Here is a 23,521-nt window from a genome sequence, read left to right as displayed (position 1 = left end):
CAGTCTTGGTTCATCACTGCATCCGTGACGGCAAAAGGTGAAGCCGAAAACCGGACAGATCCGGCATCGTTCGCACCCGATTGCCGGCGCGTGCTCAAACCTTGATCACATAATCCTTGCGAGTCGTTTCAACGACTTCCCACGTTCCCTTGAAGCCGGGTCTGAGGATCATCCGGTCGCCCGCCTTCAGATGAACCGGCTCACCGCCATCCTCCGTCACGATCGAATGGCCGGACAGCAGACTGAAATATTCCCATTCCCCGTAGGCGATCCGCCACTTGCCCGGCGTCGCCTCCCAGATGCCGGAATAGAGGCCGCCTTCGGCCTCCTCCAGGTTCCAGGTGCGGAAGTGTGGGTCGCCGGAAATGATCCGGTCTGCCTCTGGGGCGCCGAACTCGGGTTCGACGCCGTCGATGCTGAAATTGAGGTAGTTTGTCATGGTTACCGTCAATCCCTCTGATCTCAGATCTTCGAGAGCGCCTGTTCGAGATCGGCGATGATGTCCTTGACGTCCTCGATGCCCACGGAAAGCCGCACCACGTCGGGCCCCGCGCCGGCAGCGATCTTCTGCTCGTCGGTCAACTGCCGGTGCGTCGTCGAGGCCGGATGGATGACGAGCGAACGGGTGTCGCCGATATTGGCAAGATGGGAGAAGAGCTCCAGCCCCTCGACCAGCGTCTTGCCCGCCTCATAGCCGCCCTTGACGCCGAAGGTGAAGACGGAGCCGGCGCCCTTCGGCGAGTAGCGCTGCTGCAGGGCATGGTTCGGGTCGTCGTCGAGGCCGGCATAATTCACCCAGGCGATCTTGCTGTGCGCCTTCAGCCATTTCGCGACGGCGATCGCATTGTCGCTGTGGCGCTGCATCCTGAGCGGCAGCGTCTCGATGCCTGTCAGGATCAGGAAAGCATTGAAGGGCGAGATCGCCGGCCCGAGATCGCGCAAGCCGAGCACGCGGGCAGCGATCGCGAAGGCGAAATTGCCGAAAGTCGCGTGCAGGACCATGCCGTTATATTCCGGCCGCGGGCTCGACAACATCGGGTAATTGCCGGATTTCGACCAGTCGAAGGTGCCGCCGTCGACGATGAGGCCGCCCATGGAATTGCCGTGGCCGCCGAGAAACTTCGTCAGCGAATGCACGACGATGTCGGCGCCGTGCTCGATCGGACGGATGAAATAGGGTGTTGCCATCGTATTGTCGACGATCAGCGGCAGGCCGTGGCGATGCGCGACGTCGGCAATGGCGGCGATATCGACGAAGGTGCCGCCGGGATTGGCCAGGCTTTCGATGAAGATGCCGCGCGTCTTGTCATCGATCTGGCTTTCGAAGCTTGTCGGATCGGCGGGGTCGGCCCAGCGCACCTGCCAGCCGAAATTCTCGAAGGCATGGCCGAACTGGTTGATCGAGCCGCCATAGAGCCTGTTGGCGGCGATGAAATTCTCGCCGGGGCGCATGATGGTGTGGAAGACGATCATCTGCGCCGCATGGCCGGAGGCGACGGCAAGGGCCGCCGTGCCGCCCTCGAGCGCTGCGACGCGCTCCTCGAGCACGGCCTGTGTCGGGTTCATGATGCGGGTATAGATGTTGCCGAAGGCCTGCAGACCGAAGAGGGCGGCAGCATGATCGGAATCATTGAAGACGAAAGCGGTCGTCTGGTAGATCGGCGTTATCCGCGCGCCCGTCGCCGGGTCGGGCTGGGCACCGGCATGGATCGCCAACGTGTTGAATCCCGGATCGTTCTTGGCCATGTCGTCCTCCAGTTGTTGCTGACGGGCAGGATCATAGCCGGTCGCTTGCGAAAGTTAATCGCGATCCATTTCAACCCATGGGCGTTCGGTGGAAAATCCGTCTCAGCGGACCGCAACTCAGGCAATAAGACGAGGATACTCGATCGCCGGGCAGCGGTTCATCACCACCTGGACGCCGGCGGCCTCCGCCTTTGCCGCAGCCGCATCGTCGCGCACACCAAGTTGAGACCAGATGATCTTCGGCAGCGGCCTCAGCGCCAGCGCCTCCTCTACGACCCCACCCAGATATTCGGAAGCGCGAAAGACGTCGACCATGTCGATCGGCACGGGAATGTCGGCGAGCCGAGCATAGACGGTGCGGCCCTGGATCAGTTTGCCCGCCTGCCCCGGATTGACAGGAATGACCTCGTAGCCGCGCGACAGCAGATAGCCCATGACGCCGTTGCTCGGCCGGGCCGGATTGGGCGAAGCGCCGATCAGCGCGATGGTCTTTACCGACTGCAGGATGCCGGCGAGGTAATCATCCGTATAGGCATCGTGATCCATGTCCGCTTCTCCACTCCCGAAAGCCCTTCGGCACGGCCGGCACGTTTTTTTGCGTTTCCGTGAAACCGGCTGCGTGTCTTTTCCGTATATATGAATTGGCCCGTATATATGAACTGGATACTCGTTGAGGATGATTCGATGAAAAAAATCGCTCTTGCCCTCATGCTCGTGCTCGCCGCATCGCCGGCGCTGGCGATCTCGCGCTACAATCCGCTCACCATGAGCTGTGCCAGCGTGCGCGCCGCCATTCACAATCAGGGCGCCGTCATCTTCCGCTACCAGTCTCCCCGTGGCTTGCCGCTCTACGACCGCTATGTCCGCAACAGCAATTATTGCGACGCGACCGATTATGCGGAATGGACGCATATCCCTTCGAAAGACACTCCCCGCTGCCAGGTGCTGAACTGTCAGAACATCGACAACCTTGACGGGATGCTCTTCGTTCCGCACCATCAACTCTGATGTTTTTCGCCGCCGTGGCAGACGCAGAAACTGCACGCTTTCCCGTTTGCGAAAGGTTTGAGGATCAATGCCGCGCTGCGATTTCGTAACGATTGCACAATCAGGAGCTTTAATTTTCCCCTATGTCGAAGTTATAGAATAATATCTATATTTCAGCAGCATAGAATAATCAGCTCCCGAATTCCTGCAGATGTTTTCTCTTTTTGTTCGTGATAGCTCCGTGCTTTGTTCCTGTATCCATTAGAAACATCTCATAGTTGAAAGGATCGCGCTGGATTGAACGCATGTCGCGCGCACGTAAAAATTGCTCAAATGGACCGCCATTGTTCGCATCCTGAAAGGATGCTATTCGACATCTGAACGCATAAGCGACCGCCACCGCGCATTTTCGTGCAAATCTCAGTTGTCTTTTCAGGAATTTGAAACGCCGAAGGCGAGGCGTATTCCGCTTCCTCTCATCCTCTCCGGATTCACTCCCTTGCCTCTCGACGTCATCCTGCTTGTTCTCTTCGGCGCACTACTGCACGCGACATGGAACGCCATCGTCAAGGCCGGAAGCGACAAATCCCTCGATGCGGCATTGATCTCGGCCGGCGGCGCGGTTTCGGCGCTGCCGTTCCTTGCATTCCTGCCGTTGCCGCACGCCTCGGCCTGGCCGTTCATCGGTGCCTCGGCCATCCTGCAATTTGCTTATTTTCAATTGGTCGCCGCTGCCTACCGGGCCGGCGACATCGGCCTCGTCTATCCGCTGATGCGTGGCTGCGCACCGCTGCTGATCGCCGCGACAAGCGGTTTTATTCTCCAGGAAAATCTATCCGGCGGCGCCCTTGCCGGCACAATAACGATCTCGGCCGGCGTGCTGACACTCGCCCTGGAGGCGCGGCGCGGCAGCAGCCGCGCTGTCGTCCTCTCGCTTGCCAATGCCTGCGTCATCGCCAGCTACACCTATGTTGACGGAATCGGCGCACGCATCTCCGGCAATGCGGTTTCCTACACTTTGTGGATGTCGCTGCTGCCGCCGGTCCTGCTGTTTTCCTGGGCAGCGTCCCAGCGCGGCGCTTTCGCCGTGGTGCGTCACGTTCGCCGCAATTGGTGGCGCGGCCTCATCGGCGGCGCCGGCTCGATCGCTTCCTACGGGCTGGCGCTCTGGGCGATGACAAAAGCCCCCGTCGCGACCGTCGCGGCCTTGCGCGAAACTGCGATCCTCTTTGCGCTGGTGATCTCGATCACCGTCTTCAAGGAAAAAGCCAGCATCTGGCGCTACATCGCCGGCGTCGTCATCGCGCTCGGCGGGCTGATTCTGAAACTGGCGTGATCACTAGAGCCTTTCCTGGTCAGATTGCAGCATTCTGACCAGGAAAGGCTCTAACCCTTCCATTCCGGCTTGCGCTTGCCGAGGAAGGCGCCGATCCCTTCCTGCGCATCCTCAGTCAACATGTTCTCGACCATTACCCTGGCGGTATAATCATATGCCGCCTCCACCGGCAGTTCGAGCTGCCGGTTGAAGGCTTCCTTGCCGATCTTCAGCGTCAGCGGCGACTTGCTGGCGATCACTGCCGCATATTTGGAAACCACCTGCGCCAGATACTGCTTCGGCACGATGCGGTTGACGAGGCCGAAATCCTTGGCGGTCGAGGCGTCGATCGTCTCACCGGTCAGCAGCATCTCCATCGCCTGCTTGCGGTGCGCGGCACGGGAAACGGCTACCATCGGCGTCGAACAGAACAGGCCGATGTTGACGCCCGGGGTGCAGAATATCGAACTGTCCGTGCAGATCGCCAGATCGCAGGAAGCAACGAGCTGGCAGCCCGCAGCCGTTGCAAGCCCGTCGATCTCGGCGATGACAGGCTTCGGCAGATGCGCGATCTTCAGCATCAAATCGGCGCAAAGCCGGAAGGATCTTTCGAAGAAATCGACCCCCTGATCTTCATCGGCGCGATGGGCGGTGAGTTCCTTGAGATCATGCCCGGCGGAAAAGACATTGCCGGTCGAGGCGATGACGACGACGCGCACATCCGGCTCCGCCCCGGCCGTCTCGAGCTCCTCCAGCAGCGCTTCGAGAAGCGCGATCGAAAGCACATTGGCCGGTGGGTTGTTGAGCACGAGCCGCAGCACGCCGTCGCGCAGCGAGCGGGTCAGCATGCCGCCCTCTTCCGCTCCGGCGTCCTTCCGGAAGGATACGATTTCGGCCATGATGCTCTCCCTGCGCTCGATTCCAGGCAGACGTTTTGCCACAAGGCGCCGGAAATTTCGAGCAGGATCCGCACTCCCCGCAGAGACCGTTGCCGTCAGGACCAGAACCACGACTTCGATGTCTCAGCGCTTGCCTGCGCACGGGTCAGACCGACATCGCAAAGCTCGTCGTCGGTGAGTTCCAAAAGCGTGCGGCGGCTGCGGCGCTTTTCGAGGTGATGCTCGATCGTCATCAGCAGCCGCAGGCTCCAGCGCGCCATGCCGTGAAGTCTCGACCGAACGATATCGCGAGGTGTGTCAAGGATCCCGCTTAATTCCAGGGCCATCTCTTCTTCCTTTCTTCAACGGATGAAAGATGCGCTGGAAGATGCTGCAAAAGAAGCTTATGGATATTATGATATGCATAAGGATTTCTTTTGTATGCCTCTCCACCTCGATCAGCTTGCCGCCTTCGTCAATGTCGCCGATCTCGGAAGCTTCACGGCTGCGGCCGACAAGGAAGGCCTGACGCAACCGGCCGTCAGCCTGCAGGTGAAGGGGCTCGAACAGCGGCTCGGCGTCCGGCTAATCGAGCGTGTCGGGCGGCGGGCGCAGCCGACCGCGGCAGGCCTCGACCTGCTCGTGCATGCAAGGCGACTGCTTCAGGAATCGGCCGCCGCGGAAGAAGCGATGATGCCGTACAGAGATGGCGCCAGCGGCCGTGTGCGCATCGGCAGCGGCGGCACGGCATCGATCCATCTGCTTCCTCGCGCCATCGCTGTTGCCAGAAAATCCATGCCCGGCCTCGAAATCACCGTGCGCATCGGCGATGCCGACGACATTCTGCGTGATCTGGAAGCCAACAGCCTCGACATCGCCGTCGTCGCCCTGCCGGCATCGGGACGCAACTTCGAGATCGAGCCGTTCTACGAGGAGGAATTGCTAGCCGTCGCTCCTGCGGGCAGCCTGATGCCCGAAGGCGGACCGAACGCGGCCTTCATGCGCGACAGGACGCTGCTGCTTTATGAGGGCGGCAATACCAGGCGGGCAATCGACGCGTGGCTGGCTGCACCGGATACCAGGATCCGACCTGCGATGGAGTTCGGCAGCATCGAGGCGATCAAGGAGCTGGTGGCCGTGGGGCTTGGCTGGTCGATCCTGCCGGGGCTGGCGCTGAAGCGCGACCGCGCCGGCCTGGTGACGACTTCATCGCTGAACCCGCGGCTCACGCGCCGCCTCGGCATGGTTCTGCGCCGGGACAAACATCTGACACGCGGCCTTCGCGAAATGATGAAATGCCTGCGCGCGTTCAAAGGCTGAGAGCTGCTTTCGACCGGGGACGCGATTTCAAACGGGCAGAGACGACGTGAAAAACGTCAGACGCAGCAGTTCGCGACCACAGAAATATGTGGTATCAAAATACCACATACATAAGTATTTGTTTTTGCTTCAAAATTTTTCCAAACCTTCGGAATGTCGATATTGACCCAGTGTCACATTGCCTTTATACACCGCCCCAGAACGCAGCCTGTCCGGGCGGCTTTCTTTTTGGCGTGCCTAAAGCCTGCCAATCCAAGCAACAAGAAACGCCCTTCAAGCCCTCGGGCCAAGGGTCCCAAAAGAGAGTATTCACTATGGCAACCTTCTCCCAGAAGCCTGCAGAGGTGGAGAAGAAGTGGGTGATCATCGACGCCGAAGGGCTGGTCGTTGGCCGTCTCGCTTCCATCATCGCTATGCGCCTGCGCGGCAAGCACAAGGCAACCTTCACGCCTCACGTTGACGACGGCGATAACGTCATCGTCATCAATGCCGAAAAGGTCGTCTTCACCGGCAAGAAGTATTCCGACAAGGTCTACTACTGGCACACCGGTTATGCCGGCGGCATCAAGGAACGCAGCGCACGCCAGATCATCGAAGGCCGCTTCCCGGAGCGCGTCCTCGAAAAGGCCGTCGAACGCATGGTTCCGCGGGGCCCGCTCGGCCGTCGCCAGATGAAGAACCTGCGCGTTTACGCCGGCTCCAACCATCCCCATGAAGCCCAGCAGCCGGTCGCCCTCGACGTCGCCGCGCTCAACAAAAAGAACGTAAGGAGCGCCTGATATGGCTGACCTCTCCTCCCTGAAGGATCTCGGCATGGTTTCCGAAGCTGCTGCTCCGGCCCACGTCCGCAAGGTCGATTCGCTCGGCCGCTCCTACGCGACCGGCAAGCGCAAGAACGCTGTTGCCCGCGTCTGGGTCAAACCGGGCTCCGGCAAGATCACCGTCAACGGCAAGGAATTCGCGGAATATTTCGCACGTCCGGTGCTGCAGATGATCCTGCGCCAGCCGATCGTTGCGGCTGCCCGTGACGGCCAGTTCGACATCGTCGCAACCGTTGCCGGCGGCGGCCTCTCCGGCCAGGCCGGTGCCGTTCGCCATGGCGTGTCCAAGGCGCTCACCTACTTCGAACCGGGCTTGCGCGCGGTGCTGAAGAAGGGCGGCTTCCTGACTCGCGACAGCCGCGTCGTCGAACGCAAGAAGTACGGCAAGGCAAAGGCCCGCCGCTCGTTCCAGTTCTCCAAGCGTTAATCGCTTCGGACAGACGGAATTTACGAAGGCCGGGGCAACCCGGCCTTTTTTTGTTTTGCGCTGTTTAAACAAATCGGAAGCGTGCCGGCGCGCCATTGTCGCATTCCAGCTCTGCTGGTAGAAGCTTGGCAAAGCGCTTCGGAAATGAGCGAAGCCGCAGTCAGGGTCGCATCATGGGAACAACCAAGTCCGCAGACGAATAGGCCGCAACAACTCTGCCCTGTTGTTGCGGCGTCTGTCCGGTCAATCCCGATACTGATGAAGAGACAGGTCGCCGCCGAATGAAATCATTTGAGCGGGTTCTTCCCATGTCTTATCCCAAAATCCAGCAATGGACCTATCCCCTGCCGGCAGCCTTGCTGCTGATGGCACTCTTCGACATCCTGGCCTCGCTCGCCATGGATATCTATCTGCCGATCGTGCCGGTCATGCCGGAGGCGCTCGGCACTTCGCCGGCGGTCATCCAACTGACCCTCAGCCTCTACATGCTCGTGCTCGGTGTCGGCCAGATCGTCTTCGGCCCAATTTCCGATATTGTCGGACGACGGCCTGTCCTGCTTGGAGGTGCTGCACTCTTTGCGGCTTCATCCTTCCTGCTTGCCGGCTCCTCGTCGGCGCCGATCTTCGTGGTCTTGAGATTGCTGCAGGCAGTCGGCGCGTCGGCTACCCTCGTCGCAACTTTCGCAACAGTGCGTGACGTCTACGCCGGGCGTCCCGAAAGCAGTACGATCTATAGTCTTCTCGGCTCCATCCTCTCCTTCGTACCCGCGCTCGGCCCGATCATCGGAGCCTTGATCGCGGATCGCTTCGGCTGGCGCGCCATCTTCCTCGTCATCGGCCTCCTTTCGGTTGCCGCCCTTTACAACGCCGGCATGCGATGGCACGAAACCCGCCCTGCCGTCACCGCGAAGATCGCTCTCGGCCCGATCCTTACAAGCCTTCCCTTCTGGGTTTATACGGGCGGCTTCAGCACGGCGATGGGCGCCTTCTTCGTCTTCTTCTCGACGGCACCCCGTATCCTGATCGACAAAGCGGGTTTTTCCGGCATCGCCTTCAGCTTCACCTTTGCCACGGTGGCGCTGGTGATGATCGTGACGGCGCGTTTCGCCAGGCGTTTCGTCATGCGATGGGGCATTGCAGGCAGCCTTGCCAGAGGCATGGCAATGCTGCTTCTCGGCGCCGTGCTGCTCGCCTTTGGACAGCTGTTTCTGCAGCCTACCCTCGTCAGCTTCGTCGTGCCGATGTGGATCATCGCGATCGGCATCGTCGTTGCGACGGCGGTCACCGCCAACGGCGCCCTCGACGCATTTGGCGACACGGCAGGGACGGCGGTCGCGCTCTATTCCTGCGTCGCGAGCATCATCGTCGGCTTTGCCGGAACCTTCTTCGTGATTCTACTCGGCGGCGACAGCGCCTGGCCGCTCGCGGGCTATGTCTCAGCGACCGCGCTGACGACGTTGGCTGGATTGTGGTGCCTGCGGGAGCCGGCCAGATAGGCAGCGGACAAATGACGGTCGCTCGACGATAACGAGCGGCCGTCGTCCGAACGATTGCTTGAAATCCGTCCTCACCTCGCCTACCCCTTTCTGCGCGCGGCGGATCGGCCAATTCCTTCGCGAGAGACCCGCCGCCCGACGCTCGGTGTCGAACGGCGATCCTGCAATGCAGCGTCCGTATCGAACGCGACTATGATTTTGCGACCGAAAAAGGAGCACGATTTGGCGAACAGATCGATTGACCACGCCTTCACGGCGACCAGCCTCACCTCTGCCGCCAGCGACCCGACTTTTGCCGGCGCGCTGTCCTTCATGCGCCGCCGCTTCACCAAGGAGCTCGCCGGCGTCGACGTCGCCGTCTGGGGCATTCCCTTCGATGCCGCGACATCGAACAGGCCGGGCACGCGGTTCGGGCCGCAGGCGATCCGGCGCGCCTCGGCGATCTTCGACAATGATGCGCAATATCCCTTCAACCGCGATCTCTTCGCCGAAATGGCCGTGATCGACTACGGCGATTGCCTGCTCGACTATGGCAATCATCAGGACACGCCGGCCGCCATCGAACGCCAGGCGAATGTCATCCTCGACAGCGGCGCCTTCCTGCTGACGCTCGGCGGCGATCACTACGTCACCTGGCCGCTGCTGAAAGCCCATGTGGCAAAACATGGGCCGCTGGCGCTCGTGCAGTTCGACGCGCACCAGGACACCTGGTTCGACGAGGAGCGCCGCATCGACCATGGTTCTTTCGTGGCACGCGCCGCCCGCGAGGGCATTATCGATCCCGACCGCTCCATTCAGATCGGCATCCGCACCCATGCGCCGGAGGATTGCGGCGTCAATATTCTCTACGGTCACCAGGTCGAGGAGATGAGTGCCAGCGATATCGCCTCGGCAATCATCTCCCATACGCGCGGGGCGCCGGCCTATCTCACCTTCGATATCGATTGCCTCGATCCGGCCTTTGCGCCGGGCACCGGCACGCCGGTTTCAGGCGGACCATCGAGCGCCAAGATGCTTTCGGTGCTGCAGCGTCTGCACCAGCTCGATATCCGCGGCGCCGACGTCGTCGAGGTATCGCCGCCCTACGATCATGCCGATATCACCGCCATTGCGGGGGCAACGGTGGCGATGTATATGCTGGGGCTTCATGCGGAGCGACGCGCCATCGCCGTGTCACAAGGCTGACCTATCATCCTCAAACTGAATCCGGAAACCTTCAGAACCTATTGAAAGCGCAGGTTTAACATGGCACCGAAAATCTTCATCGACGGCGAACACGGCACGACGGGTCTGCAGATCCGCACGCGCATGGCCGGCCGCCGCGATGTCGAGCTTCTGTCCATCCCAGAAGCCGAGCGGCGCAACGCCGCCATGCGCCAGGACATGCTGAACGGCGCCGACATCGCCATTCTCTGCCTGCCCGACGATGCGTCGAAGGAAGCGGTTCAGATGGTTTCGGCCAACAACAATGTGCGCGTCATCGACACCTCGACCGCCTTCCGCGTCAATCCCGGCTGGGCCTATGGTTTTGCCGAAATGGACAAGCAGCAGGCCGACAAGATCGCTGCCGCCCGTTTCGTCGCCAATCCCGGCTGCTATCCCACCGGAGCGATCGGCCTCATCCGGCCGTTGCGCGCCGCCGGCATTCTACCGGACGGCTATCCGGTTACGGTCAATGCGGTCTCCGGCTATACCGGCGGCGGCAAGCAGATGATCGCGCAGATGGAAAACCCGGATCACCCCGATACGATCACCGCACCGCATTTCCTCTACGGCCTGCCGCTCACCCACAAACACGTGCCCGAGATGACAGTGCACGGTTTGCTCGACCGCGCGCCGATCTTCTCGCCGTCGGTCGGCAAGTTCGCGCAGGGCATGATCGTGCAGGTGCCGCTGCATCTCGACGATCTCGCCGAGGGCACGACGATGGAGAGCATCCATGCTGCCCTCGTCGCCCATTATGCCGGCCAGGATATCGTCAGTGTCGTGCCATTGGCCGAAAGCAAGACCCTACCCCGCGTCAACGCCGTCGAACTCGAAGGCAAGGACACGATGAAGCTCTTCGTCTTCGGCACCGCAGGTGCTTCGCAGGTGAACCTCGTGGCGTTGCTCGACAATCTCGGCAAGGGCGCATCGGGCGCCGCCGTCCAGAACATGGACTTGATGCTCGCCTCGTAAGGCGCAGACGACGGCATCAACGTGGTGCCGTTCGAGTTTGTATCGATCTCTTCATCATGGTCTTTCCGCGGCCGCTTGCATCGGCGGCCGCAGCATCGCTTTGGCGCTCGATCATCGATGTCGATTGGGCTATGAAACCGGATCCTTCCTCGCTGCCCATCCCGAATCACGGAGCCGATGTCATGACGTTGGATGCGCTTATCGCTGGCGTCGGCGCATGGTTTGCCGCCGCCTTGCCCGATCATGGCATCTATGCGCTGATGGCATTTGCCTTCATCGCAGGGCTTGCCCGCGGCTTTTCGGGTTTCGGCGCCGCATTGATCTTCATTCCGCTCGGCGGCGCGATCGTCGGGCCGAAGCTGATCTCGCCGATCCTGCTCGTCATCGACGGCATTGCCACACTCGGGATGATCCCACCGGCCTGGCGCGGCGCCAACCGGCGCGAGGTTTTCGTCATGGCGGCGGGTGCCGCGCTCGGCGTGCCGGCCGGCACGGCGATGCTGGCGCTGCTCGACCCGATGCTGCTGCGCTGGAGCATCACGATCATCGCCATCTCCTTGCTCGCGCTTCTCGTATCGGGATGGCGTTACCACGGCGCACCTTCGGCGCCACTCAGCAGCGGCGTCGGTCTAATTGCCGGCCTTTTCAGCGGCGCTGCGCAGCTCGGCGGGCCGCCGGTCATCGCCTACTGGCTCGGCGGCAAGAGCGACTTCACCCGTGTCAGGGCGAATGTCGTGCTCTATTTCTCGATCTCGTCCGTCTTCAGCGCCATCAGCTATTATATCGGCGGACTGTTCGTGCCTGCCGTCTTTGCGCTCACCGTCGTCATCCTGCCGAGTTATGTGGTCGGGCTCTACGGCGGCTCGAAACTGTTCGGGCTTGCCGAGGAACGAACCTTCCGCATCGCCTGCTATGTCCTGATCGCCGCCTCTGCGATCATCGGCATGCCGCTGCTCGATGGAGTGTTGCGTTAGGCCGGCTTCGGTCCGGGATGCGCGCCAGCTGCAATCGTCTGAAGATAATTCTCGGTGAAATCGGTATCGATCTCCAGCCATAGCGGGGCATGATCCGACATCTGCCATGTCCGCCATTTCTCGTAGAGCGCCTCAGGCGTCTTTGCCTTGAATTTCGGATCAGCTTCCGGATCGCTCTTCGGAAGGAATCCAGCATAGAGCGCCCTATCCTCGTCGGTGGAGCGGAAGACGTCGGCATAAAGGTCGATTAGCCCGCCGGTAATCACCTTGAAGCGCTTGTCCTTCACGCGTACGGCGATCTGGTCGTAGAAATGGTCGCCCAGCTTGCGCACCTTCTTGCCGTCGATCTCCGCCGGAACCACGAAGCCGTGGCTCTTCAGGGCCTTCATTGTCTCATGTTCGGGGCTGACGACGTTGAAATCGCCAAGCAGGATATAGTTTTCAACAGCGCCGCTGAGGTCGAGTTCCTGACTGCTGGCTTCATCTTGCCGGTCGGCGAAAAATTCGACGAGCTGCTTGATTTCCCCGATCCGCCGTTTCAACTGCTCGCCCGAATCCGCACCGTAGTAGATATGCACCGTGCAGAGGCTGAAACGGAACCAGCCGGACTGGAATGCCACGAGAAACGGGCTGCGGGCGAATTGCTGCTCCATCTCGACAGTCTTCGGCTCGACATCAGGCTGGCCTTTCGGCGCCTTCACCTTCTTGCTCGAAACGACGAGATGACCTTCCGGCAGCACGACTTCGCCGGCTATCTTGCGGAACCAGACCTTCTCAGTGTTGTAGACGAAGGCCATGCGTTCGGAATTGCCGCCGGAGCCGGCCGTCGTATCCGTTGCGATATAATCCCATTCCCGGCCGAGAATCTTCATCACCTTTTCCAGGGCCGAAAGGTCGCGGTTGACCTCCTGAATCGCCACCAGATCGAAGCAGGCGATCATCTCAGCGATATAATAAAAGGTCTCCGGCAGACGAGGGCCGAAGCCAAATTTATTGGAATCGAAATCGCGGATGTTCCAGGTCGCCAGCAGCAGTGAGCTGTCTTTCTTCTGGGCGCGCAATGGTGCAAGCGTCTTTCGAATCTCGAGAAGGCGTTGCGCGCAGCGCTCTATCGTTCCCTTCGGTTCTCCCTCCAATGCCCTACGCATTCCGGCATAATTATTAGACATCGCCCCCTCCACGCTGTCGTCGTTCACCGAACCTAATCCAATCGTATATATCTATGCAATACTACACGTTTAAGTCAGCAATTGCCCTCTTGGTCGTGAACGCCTTCCATCTGTGCGCTTGATCTGCTTGGAGAGGAACGAATAATCTCAGTGGCTGTCGGTATCGGCTTTATGGCGGCACGATCGTCCTCACGCTTTTATTCTATTTCGCGCACGCGCTTCGCTACCTGTTCTTCATCTAAGCCTCTCGAGCCCTACAGCCCCATCACCTTCGAGCGGCTGCAACATGAAATCGCAGGCACGCCGGCGTGTCACGTTGAGGGTCAGTTTCAATCGCGCTCGGCGATCATCGTCCCGTGCGGATATTCGCCGTAAAAGCCGCGCCAGTTGGCGACGGCGAAACCGAAAACCACAAGCGCACCGGCCTGATGCAGCAGGCCCCAGTGAAGCGGCACCTGCATCAGCAGCGTCGCTATGCCGATTGCCGCCTGCAGTGTCACCAGCAGGAAAAGCAGGATGGCGCGGCGTGCATGGGTGGTCCAAGGTGCTGCGCGAAGGGCGATCACCATGTTGATCAGCGTCAATGCGAACAGCGTATAGGCGCCGATGCGGTGAATGAACTGCACCGTCTTCGGGTTCTCGAAGGCATTGATCCAGAAGGGCTGCTGGATCAGCAGATCGGAAGGGATGACAGCGCCGTCCATCAGCGGCCAGGTATTGTAGGAGAAACCGGCATCAAGCCCCGCCACCAGCGCGCCGAGATAGATCTGGAACAGTGAGAAGATGGCGATCGCTGCGGCAAAGCCGCGCAAGGTTCTTGTCGGCGCCGGATCGTCGGAATGTCTGGAGAGACCGCGCATGATCCACATGCAGCCGGCAAAGATCAGGCAGGCCATGACGAGATGCGTCGCCAGCCTGTACTGGCTGACGTCGGTGCGGACGGAAAGGCCCGAGGACACCATCCACCAACCGATAAACCCCTGCAGGCCGCCGAGCGCCAGGATGCCGACGAGCGGCCAGCGCAGACGCTTCTCGATCCGCCCCGTCAGCCAGAAATAGATGAGCGGCAGCGCGAAGATCACGCCTATGGCACGCGCGATCAGTCGGTGCGCCCATTCCCACCAGAAGATGCCCTTGAACTCATCGACGGTCATGGAACTGTTCAGCTGCTGAAATTCGGGAATGCGCTGGTAGAGGCGGAATTCCTCCTCCCATTCGGCGGCCGACAGCGGTGGGATGACGCCGTGGATCGGCTTCCACTCGGTGATCGACAGGCCGGAATTGGTCAGCCGCGTGGCGCCACCGACGAGCACGAGACAGAAGAGCGCCAAAAGCACGATGCCGAGCCACAAGCGCAAGGCGCGGCGGTCGCGATTCTGCTTGCGCATTTCGCTCAGGATCGGCTGCTCCGTGGTCGGGTTTGCGACGGCCATGATGTCTCCTTCTATCCGGCAGTTGATTTGCCCCACCGGCTCATGCAAAACAAGCCCCGAACCTTTGCGGCATGCCGTCGCGCCGGTTCGCCCCTCCATGCCGAGAGATAACCGATGCCCGTCCGCCTCCGCAAATTCATCGGCACGATCCTCATCATCGTGCTCGTGGTCGTCTATGCGCTGGTGGCCAATACGATCGCGGTGGCGACGCTCGGCAACGCGCCCTGGTGGGGACATCTGCTCTATTTCCTGCTCACCGGCCTGATCTGGGTATTGCCGGCGATGGTGATCATCAAATGGATGGCCGGTCCGCCGCAGCGCTAAAGCGCGTCGCGATCTTTCAGATTCGCTTGTCGCGCTTTAGGTCTTTTACGCATGTCGTTGTCGCAAAACCGCTGCACAGTTTTGCGCGACATGCTTTAGGGCCATTAACGGCCGAATAACCGTGATCCGCGGAAAACCTCGCCCATCGCCTGCGGTTAAACCAAATATACGTCTGGCATACCTACCTTCCCGTTCAGCATTCTTGACCGGAGAAAACCGTGCAGACGCAACAGCTCGATGTCCATGAACAGCCGTCCGACGTGGCGCTGGCCGATACGGCCATTTCGCGCCTGCGCCAGCTGAGCATGAAACTCGCCATGGCCCAACTCGACATCGAAGTCTTCGACGCGATGCAGCCGCTGGAGGATGACTGGCGGGCGCTGGAGCGCGACAACCTCCAGTCCCTGCATCAGAGCTACGACTGGTGCGCCGCCTGGGTGAGCGCCTTCCAGCGGCCGCTTGCGATCCTCAAAGCCACTCATGCGGGTCAGACCGTCTTCATTCTGCCGGTCGAGATCGTCAAGTCCCGCGGGCTCAGGATGGCGAAATTCATTGCCGCAGATCACAGTAATATCAATACCGGCCTGTTCGCAGAGAGCTTTGCCGAAGCCGGCAGGACCATCGCCCCCCATGAGTTCGCCGGCCAGCTCCGGCATGCGCTGAAGGGCCGCGCCGATCTGCTGCTGCTGCAGAACATTCCGCTGGAATGGCGCGGTCGAGAGAGCCCGCTCGCCGGGCTGCCGATGGTGCAGAACCAGAATCACGCTTATCAGCTGCCGTTCCTTCCCGCTTTCGAGGACACGCTGAAGCAGCTCAACGCCAAGAACCGGCGCAAGAAATTCCGTGTTCAGTCGAAGCGCTTCGAGGCGGCCGGCGGCTTCGAATACGTCATTCCCGAGACATCGGCAGAACAACACGGCCTGCTCGATATCTTCTTCCGCCTGAAAAGCGCCCGCTTCGCCAGCCTCGGCCTGCCCGACGTCTTTGCCGACAGGGAAACGCAGACCTTCCTGCACGGCCTCATCGACAAGCAGGACGACACCAGGCAGTACTTCGGGCTGCAGATGCATATGCTCCGGCTCAAGGGCGAGCATGAGGGTAAGATCGCCGCGATTTCAGGGATTTCGCGCAAGGGCGATCATATCATCTGCCAGTTCGGCGCGATCGATGAAGAGCTCGTACCGGATACGAGCCCCGGCGAATTTCTCTATTGGCAGACCATCTCGGGATTGCATGGCAAGGGTGTCGCGCTGTTCGATTTCGGCCTCGGCGACCAGACCTACAAGCGTTCCTGGGCGCCGGTCGAGACCGCGCATTACGACGTGGTGCTGCCGGTATCGCCGTTCGGCGTCGTCGCCGGCGCCGCCCACCGGATCGTCACCCACGGCAAGGCGCACATCAAGGCGCGCCCGAAGCTCTATAAATTCGCCCAGGGCATCCGGGCACGGATCGGCTGACCGTTCAAGCGGCCCGGCCGAATGCCTGCTCGGCCCCTTCGCCGCCCGACATCAGCACGACGCGCTCATAGCCGGCAGCCTGGAATTCCGTCATCAGTGCAACGAAAATGGTCTCCTCGACCTCAGGCAGCGAGAGGATGATCTCGACGTCCCGGCTGCGCGTCAGCCGCGAGACGCCGGCGACATCGGCCGAACCGCATTCGACCACCACGAGATCATAGGCGGCGGCGAGCGCATCGAGCAGCAGCGACAACCGGTCGACACCGCGCATGGCGCGGCGCACGTCGCTCTGGCCCTGGGGAATGAGATGGGCATCGGAAAGGCGGTCGCCGTGGATCGTGTCGCCGAAGGCGGCCTCGCCGCAAAGCAGATCGGTGACGCCAAGGGCGGCCGGATCCTCGGCCATCAGTTCCGTGGGGTAGCCGGAGCCGGTCATATCGATCAGGATGACGCGGTGGCCGGCATCGGCGAGCATGCGGGCCAGCGAAACCGTCGCCGCCGAGCCGTTGTCGCCAGTCGGAGATATGGCGATTGCCAGCGGCGCGCGGCTGCCGGTGAGATAATCCGCAACTGAGGCGACGGAGAATTCATTGTCGTCCTCCGGTTCGTCCTCTGGCGCCTCATCGGCAGCCTTCACGTGCGCGATCGTATCCTCTTCGTCCGCGACCACGGCGAGCATGCTCGGCTGAACGGGTTTTCCGGCGGCAGCGGCAATCGGAGCGGCCTGCGGCACATGTTTCTCCTCGACGACTGCTTCTGCCTCGATTGTCTCTGAAGCCGCATCTGTCGGTCGGAGTGCCCGGCCACTGAAGAGTTCGGCCAGCATGATGACGATGGCGCTCATGATCAGCGTCGCGACGGCAGCGACGACGACGATCGGCACCACCTTCGGGAAATAAGGATCGACCGGCTCGACGGCCCTGGAAACGATCCGGGCATCGGCGGGGCTCGAATTGCTGTCGGCGCGGGAGGCGGCCTCGCGGTAGCGCACCAGATAGGTTTCGAGCAGTTGGCGCTGGGCGTTCGCCTCGCGCTCCAGCGCATTGAGACCGACCTCGTCCTCACCGGCGCGGGCACTGTTGGCCTGCACAGTCTCGGACTGGCGCTCCAGCTCGCTCGCCCTCAGATCAGCAACCTTGGATTCGTTTTCGATGCTCGCCAGGATCTTCTGCGTCTCCTGGCGGATCTGCGTGCGGATATCGGAGAGCTGAGCGCGCAGGCTTTTCAGCCGCGGATGGTTGTTGAGAAGGCTGGTCTGCAGGTCGGAGACCTGTGACTGCAGGCCGGACTCGGTCCCTTTCAGCCTCTGGATTGCCTGTGAGGACATGATGTCTGGCAGCGTATCGGAGGCTTCGCCCGAAGACAGCGCATTGCGCACCGCCTGCGCCCTCGCCTCGGCATTGGCCTTGTCGCCCCGCACGCGGGTCAGCTCGGCGGAGATATCGTTCAATTGCTGGGCCGGAAAAGTAGTCGTGCCATTCGTTTGCAGCAGCCCGTGCGACGTGCGGTATTCGGCGACCTTCTTCTCGGCTTCGCTGACCTTCTGGCGCAGGCCTTCGATCTCCGGCTCCAGCCAGCGGGTCGCCTCGGAATTGGAATCGAGCTTGGCGCCGCTCTGGGTCGAAAGATAGACATTCGCCATGGCGTTCGGGATGGCGGCGGCGAGCTTCGGATCCTTGGAAGTGAATGTGATGCCGATGACACGTGAACCCGGCACCTGATAGACCTGCAGGCGTTCGACGAAGGCGTCAATGACGCGCTCCTCCGGCGGGTTCTCCAGCGGGTTCTTCTTCAGGTGCAGCTTCACCAGGATACTGCTCATGGCCGAGCCGCTGGCAGCATCGTCGAATTCCGGCCGGTTATAAAGTTTCAGATCGTTGATGACCTTCTTGAGGAGATCCGCCGATTGCAGAAGCTGCACCTGGCTGGCGATGTTCAGTTCATCCATCAGCGGTCCGGCGCTGACGTCATTGGTTTGCTGCGTGCTGGCAAAGGCCGGCGCACGGGGTTCGATGAGGATGCGCGTTTCGCTACGATATTGCGGCGACATGATTTTGGCGCCGGCAAAGGCGACGCCCGCCCCCACGAGGGTGATTGCCAAAATCCGCAGACGGCGCGCCCAGACCGCACGGACCAACTGGCCGAGGTCGATGTCCACATCCTGATCACGAGCTACGCCGGACATGCTCTTACTCCACAACAAAGGTGCCGTAAGCGTAAACGACCATGGTAACTCAACGGTTAATGGCAATTTCGCCGAGCGATGAGCGATGAAGGATACCGGGAAATTGCAAGCGCCCTTTACCGGGCATTAACCCTAACGGATCGATAACGGCTGCACCGAGTTCATTTTGTGAGCACTAGCGGATGTCTGTCGTCCAGCCCAAGATCCTTTTGGCCCTGAGCCTTGCAGCCATGACGGCAGCACTGAGCGGCTGCACGACGTACAAGCCGGCGCCGAAGGCCTTCAACGAGGCCACCATCCAGCCCTATACGCTGGACAGCGGCGATCGGCTGCGCATTACCGTCTTCGACCAGCAGAGCCTGACCAATACCTATACGGTGGATCAAGCCGGCTATGTCGCCTTCCCGCTCATCGGCCAGGTCCCTGCCCGCGGCCGAACCCTGCAGCAACTCTCGGGACAGATCGCCCAGAAACTGCAGCAGGGCTATCTTCGCGATCCCGACGTCACCATCGATGTCGATCGCTACCGTTCGGTCTTCATCATGGGTGAAGTCGGCCAGCCCGGCCAGTATGCCTATGTTCCCGGCATGACGGTGCAGAATGCCATCGCTGTTGCCGGCGGTTTCACCAGCCGCGCCAACCAGCGCATGGTCGATGTCACCCGCAAGATCAATGGACAGGTGCTGACCGGCCGCATCAACATATCGGGGCCGATCATCGCAGGTGACACGATCTACGTTCGCGAACGGCTTTTCTGAGCGATGGCAAAACAGCAGCCGCTCCGCATCCTTCATTGCTTCAGGTCGCCGGTCGGCGGAATTTTCCGCCATGTCCGCGATCTCGTCGAGGAACACAGCAAGGCCGGCCATGAAATCGGTATCCTCTGCGACAGCTCGACCGGCGGCGAGTACGAGGACAGCCTGTTCGACGATATCCGTCCCTATCTCTCGCTCGGCCTGACGCGCGTGCCGATCCGGCGCTCGATCAGCCCGTCCGATATCGCGACGATGTGGGATACATACAAGAAAATCAAAAGTTTGCGGCCGGATGTGCTGCACGGACACGGCGCCAAAGGCGGCGTGCTCGCGCGACTTGCCGGCTCAGTGTTGCGGGTGAACAGGTATCGCGTAGCCCGCCTCTATACCGCGCATGGCGGAAGCCTGCATTATTCGCGCTCCTCCCTCAGCGGACAGTTCGTCCTCCGGATGGAGCGCCTGCAGGAATATTTCACCGATGCGCTGGTCTTCATCTGCGAGTACGAGCGCGACACCTATGCGCGCAAGGTCGGGCGACCGAGGACGAAGACGAGACTGATCTACAACGGCATCGGCGAGCGCGATTTCGAGCCGATCCCGACCCGCTCGGATGCCGTGCATTTCATCTATGTGGGAATGCTCCGGGACCTCAAGGGTCCCGATCTGTTTGTCGATGCCTTCGCCAAGACCGAACGGCTGCTCGGCAGGCCGCTGTCGGCGCTGATGATCGGCGACGGGCCGGATCGCGACCGCTACCGTGAGATGATGGTCGAACGCGGCCTTGGCAAACGCATCGGCATGCTGCCGGCCATGCGGGTCCACGAAGCCTTCTCCATGGCACAGAACCTCGTCGTTCCCTCGCGCGCCGAAGCCATGCCCTATATCGTGCTCGAGGGGCTCGGCGCCGGCAAGACGATCATCGCAAGCCGTGTCGGCGGCATTCCTGAGGTGCTCGGCGCCGACAGCGCAGCTTTGGTGGAGCCCGGCAATTCCGACGATCTCGCCCGCGTCATGGCGGAAACGCTGAGTACGCCAGACTGGCACGCCAGGACGATGCCGAAGCCCGAGGCGGTGAAGGCGGTGTTCTCCTCCGCCGTCATGGCACGTGATGTCCTGAAACTGTACCATGAGCTCGTCAATCCCACTGCCGGCCAAGCAATGCCCGTCACCTCGTAAATATTTCTTAGGGGCTTTCTGGTATTCGCTTGGTGACAACGAGCGAAAAGCCCCATGAACAAGCTGGAAAAAGGCGATCAATTCGACGTGGACGCACTGCGCAAGCAGGTCTCCGATGTCGAGGCGCGCGGCGGCGCGGGTCAGGAGAAGTCCTCCGACCCGACCGAAATCAACCCCTATGCCCGGCAGATCGCCGAACAGTTCCGCGACGGAACCAATTCGCCTGCGATCATCATCGGGCAATTGCGGCTGCTGGAATTCCTGGCGCTCTTCGCGATCGCCCTGATCTCCCACTATTTCTGGCCCGGTGACGGCAGCGATTCCACCTCGATGCGGGCGGGCATGGCGGCGATCGCTTCGGCCCTGACCGTTATCGGCCTGCAGCTTGCCGACACCTACACCATTCCCGCCCTCCGGGCGAAGCTGCGGCTGATGCCACGCATCCTCGCCTCCTGGACGATCGCGCTTCTCCTGACCGTCGGCCTGTTCGCGCTCATTCGCGGCACAACATTGGCGATGGTCGATGCCTATATCCCGTGGTTCGTCGCAGGCGCGCTCTTCCTTGCGGCCGAGCGTTTCCTCGTCGCCTACGGCATCCGCAATTGGGCGCGCAACGGCATCATGGAACGCCGCGCCGTCATCGTCGGCGGCGGCGAGCCGGCCAAGGACCTGATCCGCATCCTCGAACAGCAGGCCGACAACGACATCCGCATCTGCGGCATATTCGACGACCGCGGCGAGAAACGCTCGCCGATCATGGTCGCCGGTTATCCGAAGCTCGGCACCGTGGCCGAACTCGTCGAATTCGTGCGGCTGACGCGCATCGACATGCTGATCATCGCCCTGCCGCTGTCGGCCGAGGCCCGTATCTACGACCTTTTGAAGAAGCTCTGGGTTCTGCCGGTCGATATCCGCCTTGCCGCGCATGCCAACCGGCTGCGCTTCCGGCCGCGCGCCTATTCCCATGTCGGCTCGGTGCCGATGCTCGATATTTTCAAGAAGCCGATCCGCGACTGGGATTCCGTCGCCAAGCGCGGCTTCGACATCTTCTTCACTGTGGTTGCGCTCGCGCTGCTCTGGCCGCTGATGATCGCGACCGCGATCGCCATCAAGGCGACCTCCGAAGGCCCGGTCTTCTTCATGCAGAAGCGCCACGGCTTCAACAACGAAATCATCAACGTCTTCAAGTTCCGCTCGATGTACACCACCATGGCCGACCCCACCGGCAAGGCCGCGGTGACCAAGGGCGATCCGCGCGTCACCCGCGTCGGCCGCTTCATCCGCAAGACCTCGATCGACGAATTGCCGCAGCTTTTCAACGTTTTGAGGGGCGAGCTCTCGCTGGTCGGCCCACGCCCGCATGCCGTTCTCGCCCAGGCGCGCGATCGCGCCTTCGCCGATGTCGTCGAGGGTTATTTCGCCCGCCACCGCGTCAAGCCCGGCGTCACCGGCTGGGCGCAGATCAACGGCTGGCGCGGCGAAGTCGACAATGACGAGAAGATCAAGTTCCGCACGGCCTACGACCTCTACTACATCGAGAACTGGTCGCTCTGGTTCGATCTCAAGATCCTGTTCCTGACGCCGATCCGACTGCTCAACACGGAAAACGCCTATTGAGCGCGATCGAGGCGACACATCCCCCTGTCGCCCAACCGCAGCGGATGACGCTGCGCCTGATCGGCTCGGCCTTCGTCGCCTTCGGCGTCTTCCTTTCCGGTTTCGTGATCGACGAGCCGGCACCTTATGAACTCTGGATGGCGGGGCTGATCGGCCTCTGGTTCATCCTGGGCCTCAGGATTTCGCGCAGCGTGGCGCCGCTGCTTGCCCTGCTGCTGACCTTCAATATCGGCGGCATGCTGTCGCTGACGCAGATGAAGGACCTGGCAACGGCGCCGATGTATATCGCGGTGTCGACCTTCCTGGCGCTGACGGCGGTCTTCTACGCGGCAATCATCGAGGACAGCCACAAGCGGCTGCCGCTGATCTTCAATGCCTGGACCTTCGCCGCCGTTGCCACCTCCGCGCTCGGCATACTCGGCTATTTCCACGCCTTCCCGGGCGCGGAAATCTTCACGCTCTACGACCGTGCCAAGGGCGCCTTCCAGGATCCAAATGTTTTCGGCCCCTTCCTGGTGCCGCCATCGCTCTATCTCGTCCACGGTATCCTGGTCGGCGACCTGAAGAAATCGCCGCTGAAGGCTGCCGCCCTGCTCGTGCTTGCGCTCGGCATTTTCCTCTCCTTTTCCCGCGCCGCCTGGGGGCTCTTCGCGCTCGGCGTGGTGCTGTTGATCTTCATCATGCTGCTGAAAGAGCGCAGCGGCGCCTTTCGCTTGAGAGTCCTGGTCCTGTCGCTGGCGGCGATCATCATGCTGATCGCGTCGCTGCTGGTGGCGCTGCAGATCCCGAAGGTCGCCGAACTGTTTTCGGCGCGCGCCCAGCTGGTACAGCAATATGACGGCGAACATCTCGGCCGCTTCGAGCGCCACCGGATCGGCTTCACCATGATGATGGAGCGTCCGCTCGGCATCGGCCCGCTGGTGTTCGGCACGATGTTTCCCGAGGACGAGCACAATATCTGGCTAAAATCGCTCACCTCCTATGGCTGGCTCGGTTTCGTCAGCTACGTCGGCATGCTTCTCTGGACGCTGGCTCTCGGTTTCAGAAACCTGCTGCTCGACCGACCGTGGCAGCCCTTCCTGATGATCGCCTGGATCTCGGTTCTCGGCCATGCGACAATCGGCAACGTCATCGATATCGACCACTGGCGCCATGTCTATCTGCTGCTTGGCACGGTCTGGGGCTGTGCGGCGCTGGAAGTGCGCCACAAGCGCGAACGAAGACGCCACGAGGCGGCGTGAGGTCTTGCCGCCGACCGCATCG

The 23,521-nt window shown here is 61.3% G+C and carries 23 protein-coding genes; 15 read left to right on the top strand and 8 right to left on the bottom strand.

Annotated elements, in window-relative coordinates; translation table 11 throughout:
* Positions 1-94: 94 nt before the first annotated feature.
* From V8P77_RS23565 to V8P77_RS23555, 3 genes are all read right to left on the bottom strand, one after another.
* Positions 95-439, bottom strand: a complete 345-nt coding sequence (locus tag V8P77_RS23565; RefSeq protein WP_335914494.1) for a cupin domain-containing protein — start codon at positions 437-439, stop codon at positions 95-97.
* Between the two features lie 23 nt (positions 440-462).
* Complete coding sequence (locus tag V8P77_RS23560) at positions 463-1,746, bottom strand: O-acetylhomoserine aminocarboxypropyltransferase (protein ID WP_335914493.1); 1,284 nt, start codon at positions 1,744-1,746, stop codon at positions 463-465.
* Between the two features lie 117 nt (positions 1,747-1,863).
* The gene (locus V8P77_RS23555) at positions 1,864-2,292 is read right to left on the bottom strand and encodes a CoA-binding protein (RefSeq protein WP_335914492.1); all 429 of its coding nucleotides are present in this window, start codon (positions 2,290-2,292) and stop codon (positions 1,864-1,866) included.
* 138 nt (positions 2,293-2,430) lie between these two features.
* Here V8P77_RS23555 and V8P77_RS23550 point away from each other — a divergent pair, with 138 nt between their 5' ends.
* Together V8P77_RS23550 and V8P77_RS23545 are read left to right on the top strand one after the other, a co-directional pair.
* Positions 2,431-2,754: a hypothetical protein gene (locus tag V8P77_RS23550; RefSeq protein ID WP_026236908.1), complete on the top strand. Its 324-nt coding sequence runs from the start codon at positions 2,431-2,433 to the stop codon at positions 2,752-2,754.
* 478 nt (positions 2,755-3,232) lie between these two features.
* Entirely contained in the window at positions 3,233-4,069 is an 837-nt protein-coding gene (locus V8P77_RS23545) for an EamA family transporter (RefSeq protein ID WP_025394077.1), read from the top strand.
* Between the two features lie 50 nt (positions 4,070-4,119).
* On the opposite strand, the gene V8P77_RS23540 is transcribed toward V8P77_RS23545, so the two are convergent.
* Together V8P77_RS23540 and V8P77_RS23535 are read right to left on the bottom strand one after the other, a co-directional pair.
* Positions 4,120-4,947 (bottom strand): enoyl-CoA hydratase, encoded by an 828-nt coding sequence (locus tag V8P77_RS23540; protein WP_335914491.1) that lies wholly within the window; start codon positions 4,945-4,947, stop codon positions 4,120-4,122.
* Positions 4,948-5,042: 95 nt separating this feature from the next.
* Positions 5,043-5,273 (bottom strand): DUF1127 domain-containing protein, encoded by a 231-nt coding sequence (locus tag V8P77_RS23535; RefSeq protein WP_003547308.1) that lies wholly within the window; start codon positions 5,271-5,273, stop codon positions 5,043-5,045.
* 73 nt (positions 5,274-5,346) lie between these two features.
* Between V8P77_RS23535 and V8P77_RS23530 the strand changes: the two genes are divergently transcribed.
* From V8P77_RS23530 to V8P77_RS23500, 7 genes are all read left to right on the top strand, one after another.
* Complete coding sequence (locus tag V8P77_RS23530) at positions 5,347-6,246, top strand: LysR family transcriptional regulator (protein WP_335914490.1); 900 nt, start codon at positions 5,347-5,349, stop codon at positions 6,244-6,246.
* 314 nt (positions 6,247-6,560) lie between these two features.
* Positions 6,561-7,025 (top strand): 50S ribosomal protein L13, encoded by a 465-nt coding sequence (rplM, locus tag V8P77_RS23525; RefSeq protein WP_003558420.1) that lies wholly within the window; start codon positions 6,561-6,563, stop codon positions 7,023-7,025.
* Position 7,026: 1 nt separating this feature from the next.
* Positions 7,027-7,494 carry a 30S ribosomal protein S9 gene (gene rpsI, locus V8P77_RS23520; protein ID WP_335914489.1) on the top strand — a complete coding sequence of 156 codons (468 nt, stop codon included), beginning with the start codon at positions 7,027-7,029 and terminating at the stop codon, positions 7,492-7,494.
* Between the two features lie 308 nt (positions 7,495-7,802).
* Positions 7,803-8,990: a CmlA/FloR family chloramphenicol efflux MFS transporter gene (gene cml, locus V8P77_RS23515; RefSeq protein WP_335914488.1), complete on the top strand. Its 1,188-nt coding sequence runs from the start codon at positions 7,803-7,805 to the stop codon at positions 8,988-8,990.
* Between the two features lie 222 nt (positions 8,991-9,212).
* Positions 9,213-10,175 carry an agmatinase gene (gene speB, locus V8P77_RS23510; RefSeq protein ID WP_335914487.1) on the top strand — a complete coding sequence of 321 codons (963 nt, stop codon included), beginning with the start codon at positions 9,213-9,215 and terminating at the stop codon, positions 10,173-10,175.
* A gap of 60 nt (positions 10,176-10,235) precedes the next feature.
* A complete protein-coding gene (argC, locus tag V8P77_RS23505) occupies positions 10,236-11,168 on the top strand; it encodes an N-acetyl-gamma-glutamyl-phosphate reductase (protein ID WP_335914486.1) in 933 nt (310 codons plus the stop codon).
* A gap of 182 nt (positions 11,169-11,350) precedes the next feature.
* The gene (locus V8P77_RS23500) at positions 11,351-12,142 is read left to right on the top strand and encodes a sulfite exporter TauE/SafE family protein (protein ID WP_335914485.1); all 792 of its coding nucleotides are present in this window, start codon (positions 11,351-11,353) and stop codon (positions 12,140-12,142) included.
* On the opposite strand, the gene V8P77_RS23495 is transcribed toward V8P77_RS23500, so the two are convergent.
* Positions 12,139-13,311: an endonuclease/exonuclease/phosphatase family protein gene (locus V8P77_RS23495; protein WP_335914484.1), complete on the bottom strand. Its 1,173-nt coding sequence runs from the start codon at positions 13,309-13,311 to the stop codon at positions 12,139-12,141. The two genes, V8P77_RS23500 and V8P77_RS23495, sit on opposite strands and share 4 nt — an antisense overlap.
* Positions 13,312-13,640: 329 nt before the next feature.
* Positions 13,641-14,744 carry a COX15/CtaA family protein gene (locus V8P77_RS23490; RefSeq protein ID WP_335914483.1) on the bottom strand — a complete coding sequence of 368 codons (1,104 nt, stop codon included), beginning with the start codon at positions 14,742-14,744 and terminating at the stop codon, positions 13,641-13,643.
* A gap of 114 nt (positions 14,745-14,858) precedes the next feature.
* Between V8P77_RS23490 and V8P77_RS23485 the strand changes: the two genes are divergently transcribed.
* Positions 14,859-15,068 carry a DUF2842 domain-containing protein gene (locus tag V8P77_RS23485; RefSeq protein ID WP_335914482.1) on the top strand — a complete coding sequence of 70 codons (210 nt, stop codon included), beginning with the start codon at positions 14,859-14,861 and terminating at the stop codon, positions 15,066-15,068.
* A gap of 218 nt (positions 15,069-15,286) precedes the next feature.
* Positions 15,287-16,525, top strand: a complete 1,239-nt coding sequence (locus V8P77_RS23480; RefSeq protein ID WP_335914481.1) for a GNAT family N-acetyltransferase — start codon at positions 15,287-15,289, stop codon at positions 16,523-16,525.
* 4 nt (positions 16,526-16,529) lie between these two features.
* Here V8P77_RS23480 and V8P77_RS23475 read toward each other — a convergent pair whose 3' ends face one another.
* Positions 16,530-18,710, bottom strand: coding sequence for a GumC family protein (locus tag V8P77_RS23475; protein ID WP_335914480.1), 2,181 nt, complete (start codon positions 18,708-18,710; stop codon positions 16,530-16,532).
* Positions 18,711-18,892: 182 nt separating this feature from the next.
* On the opposite strand from V8P77_RS23475, the gene V8P77_RS23470 reads away from it, so the two are divergent.
* The 4 genes from V8P77_RS23470 to V8P77_RS23455 are packed head-to-tail and all read left to right on the top strand — an operon-like array spanning position 18,893 to position 23,499.
* On the top strand, positions 18,893-19,468 hold the full coding sequence (locus tag V8P77_RS23470; RefSeq protein WP_020049461.1) for a polysaccharide biosynthesis/export family protein: 576 nt from the start codon (positions 18,893-18,895) through the stop codon (positions 19,466-19,468).
* A 3-nt stretch (positions 19,469-19,471) separates the two neighbouring features.
* Positions 19,472-20,641, top strand: a complete 1,170-nt coding sequence (locus V8P77_RS23465) for a glycosyltransferase family 4 protein (protein WP_335914479.1) — start codon at positions 19,472-19,474, stop codon at positions 20,639-20,641.
* 54 nt (positions 20,642-20,695) lie between these two features.
* Complete coding sequence (locus tag V8P77_RS23460; protein WP_335914478.1) at positions 20,696-22,258, top strand: undecaprenyl-phosphate glucose phosphotransferase; 1,563 nt, start codon at positions 20,696-20,698, stop codon at positions 22,256-22,258.
* Positions 22,255-23,499 (top strand): O-antigen ligase family protein, encoded by a 1,245-nt coding sequence (locus tag V8P77_RS23455; RefSeq protein WP_335914477.1) that lies wholly within the window; start codon positions 22,255-22,257, stop codon positions 23,497-23,499. Before V8P77_RS23460 ends, V8P77_RS23455 begins: the two co-directional genes overlap by 4 nt.
* The last annotated feature ends 22 nt before the right edge of the window (positions 23,500-23,521 follow it).

This window comes from Rhizobium aouanii (genome assembly GCF_037002925.1).
GTDB classification, from domain to species: domain Bacteria; phylum Pseudomonadota; class Alphaproteobacteria; order Rhizobiales; family Rhizobiaceae; genus Rhizobium; species Rhizobium aouanii.
This window is presented reverse-complemented; position numbering and strand designations above follow the sequence as displayed.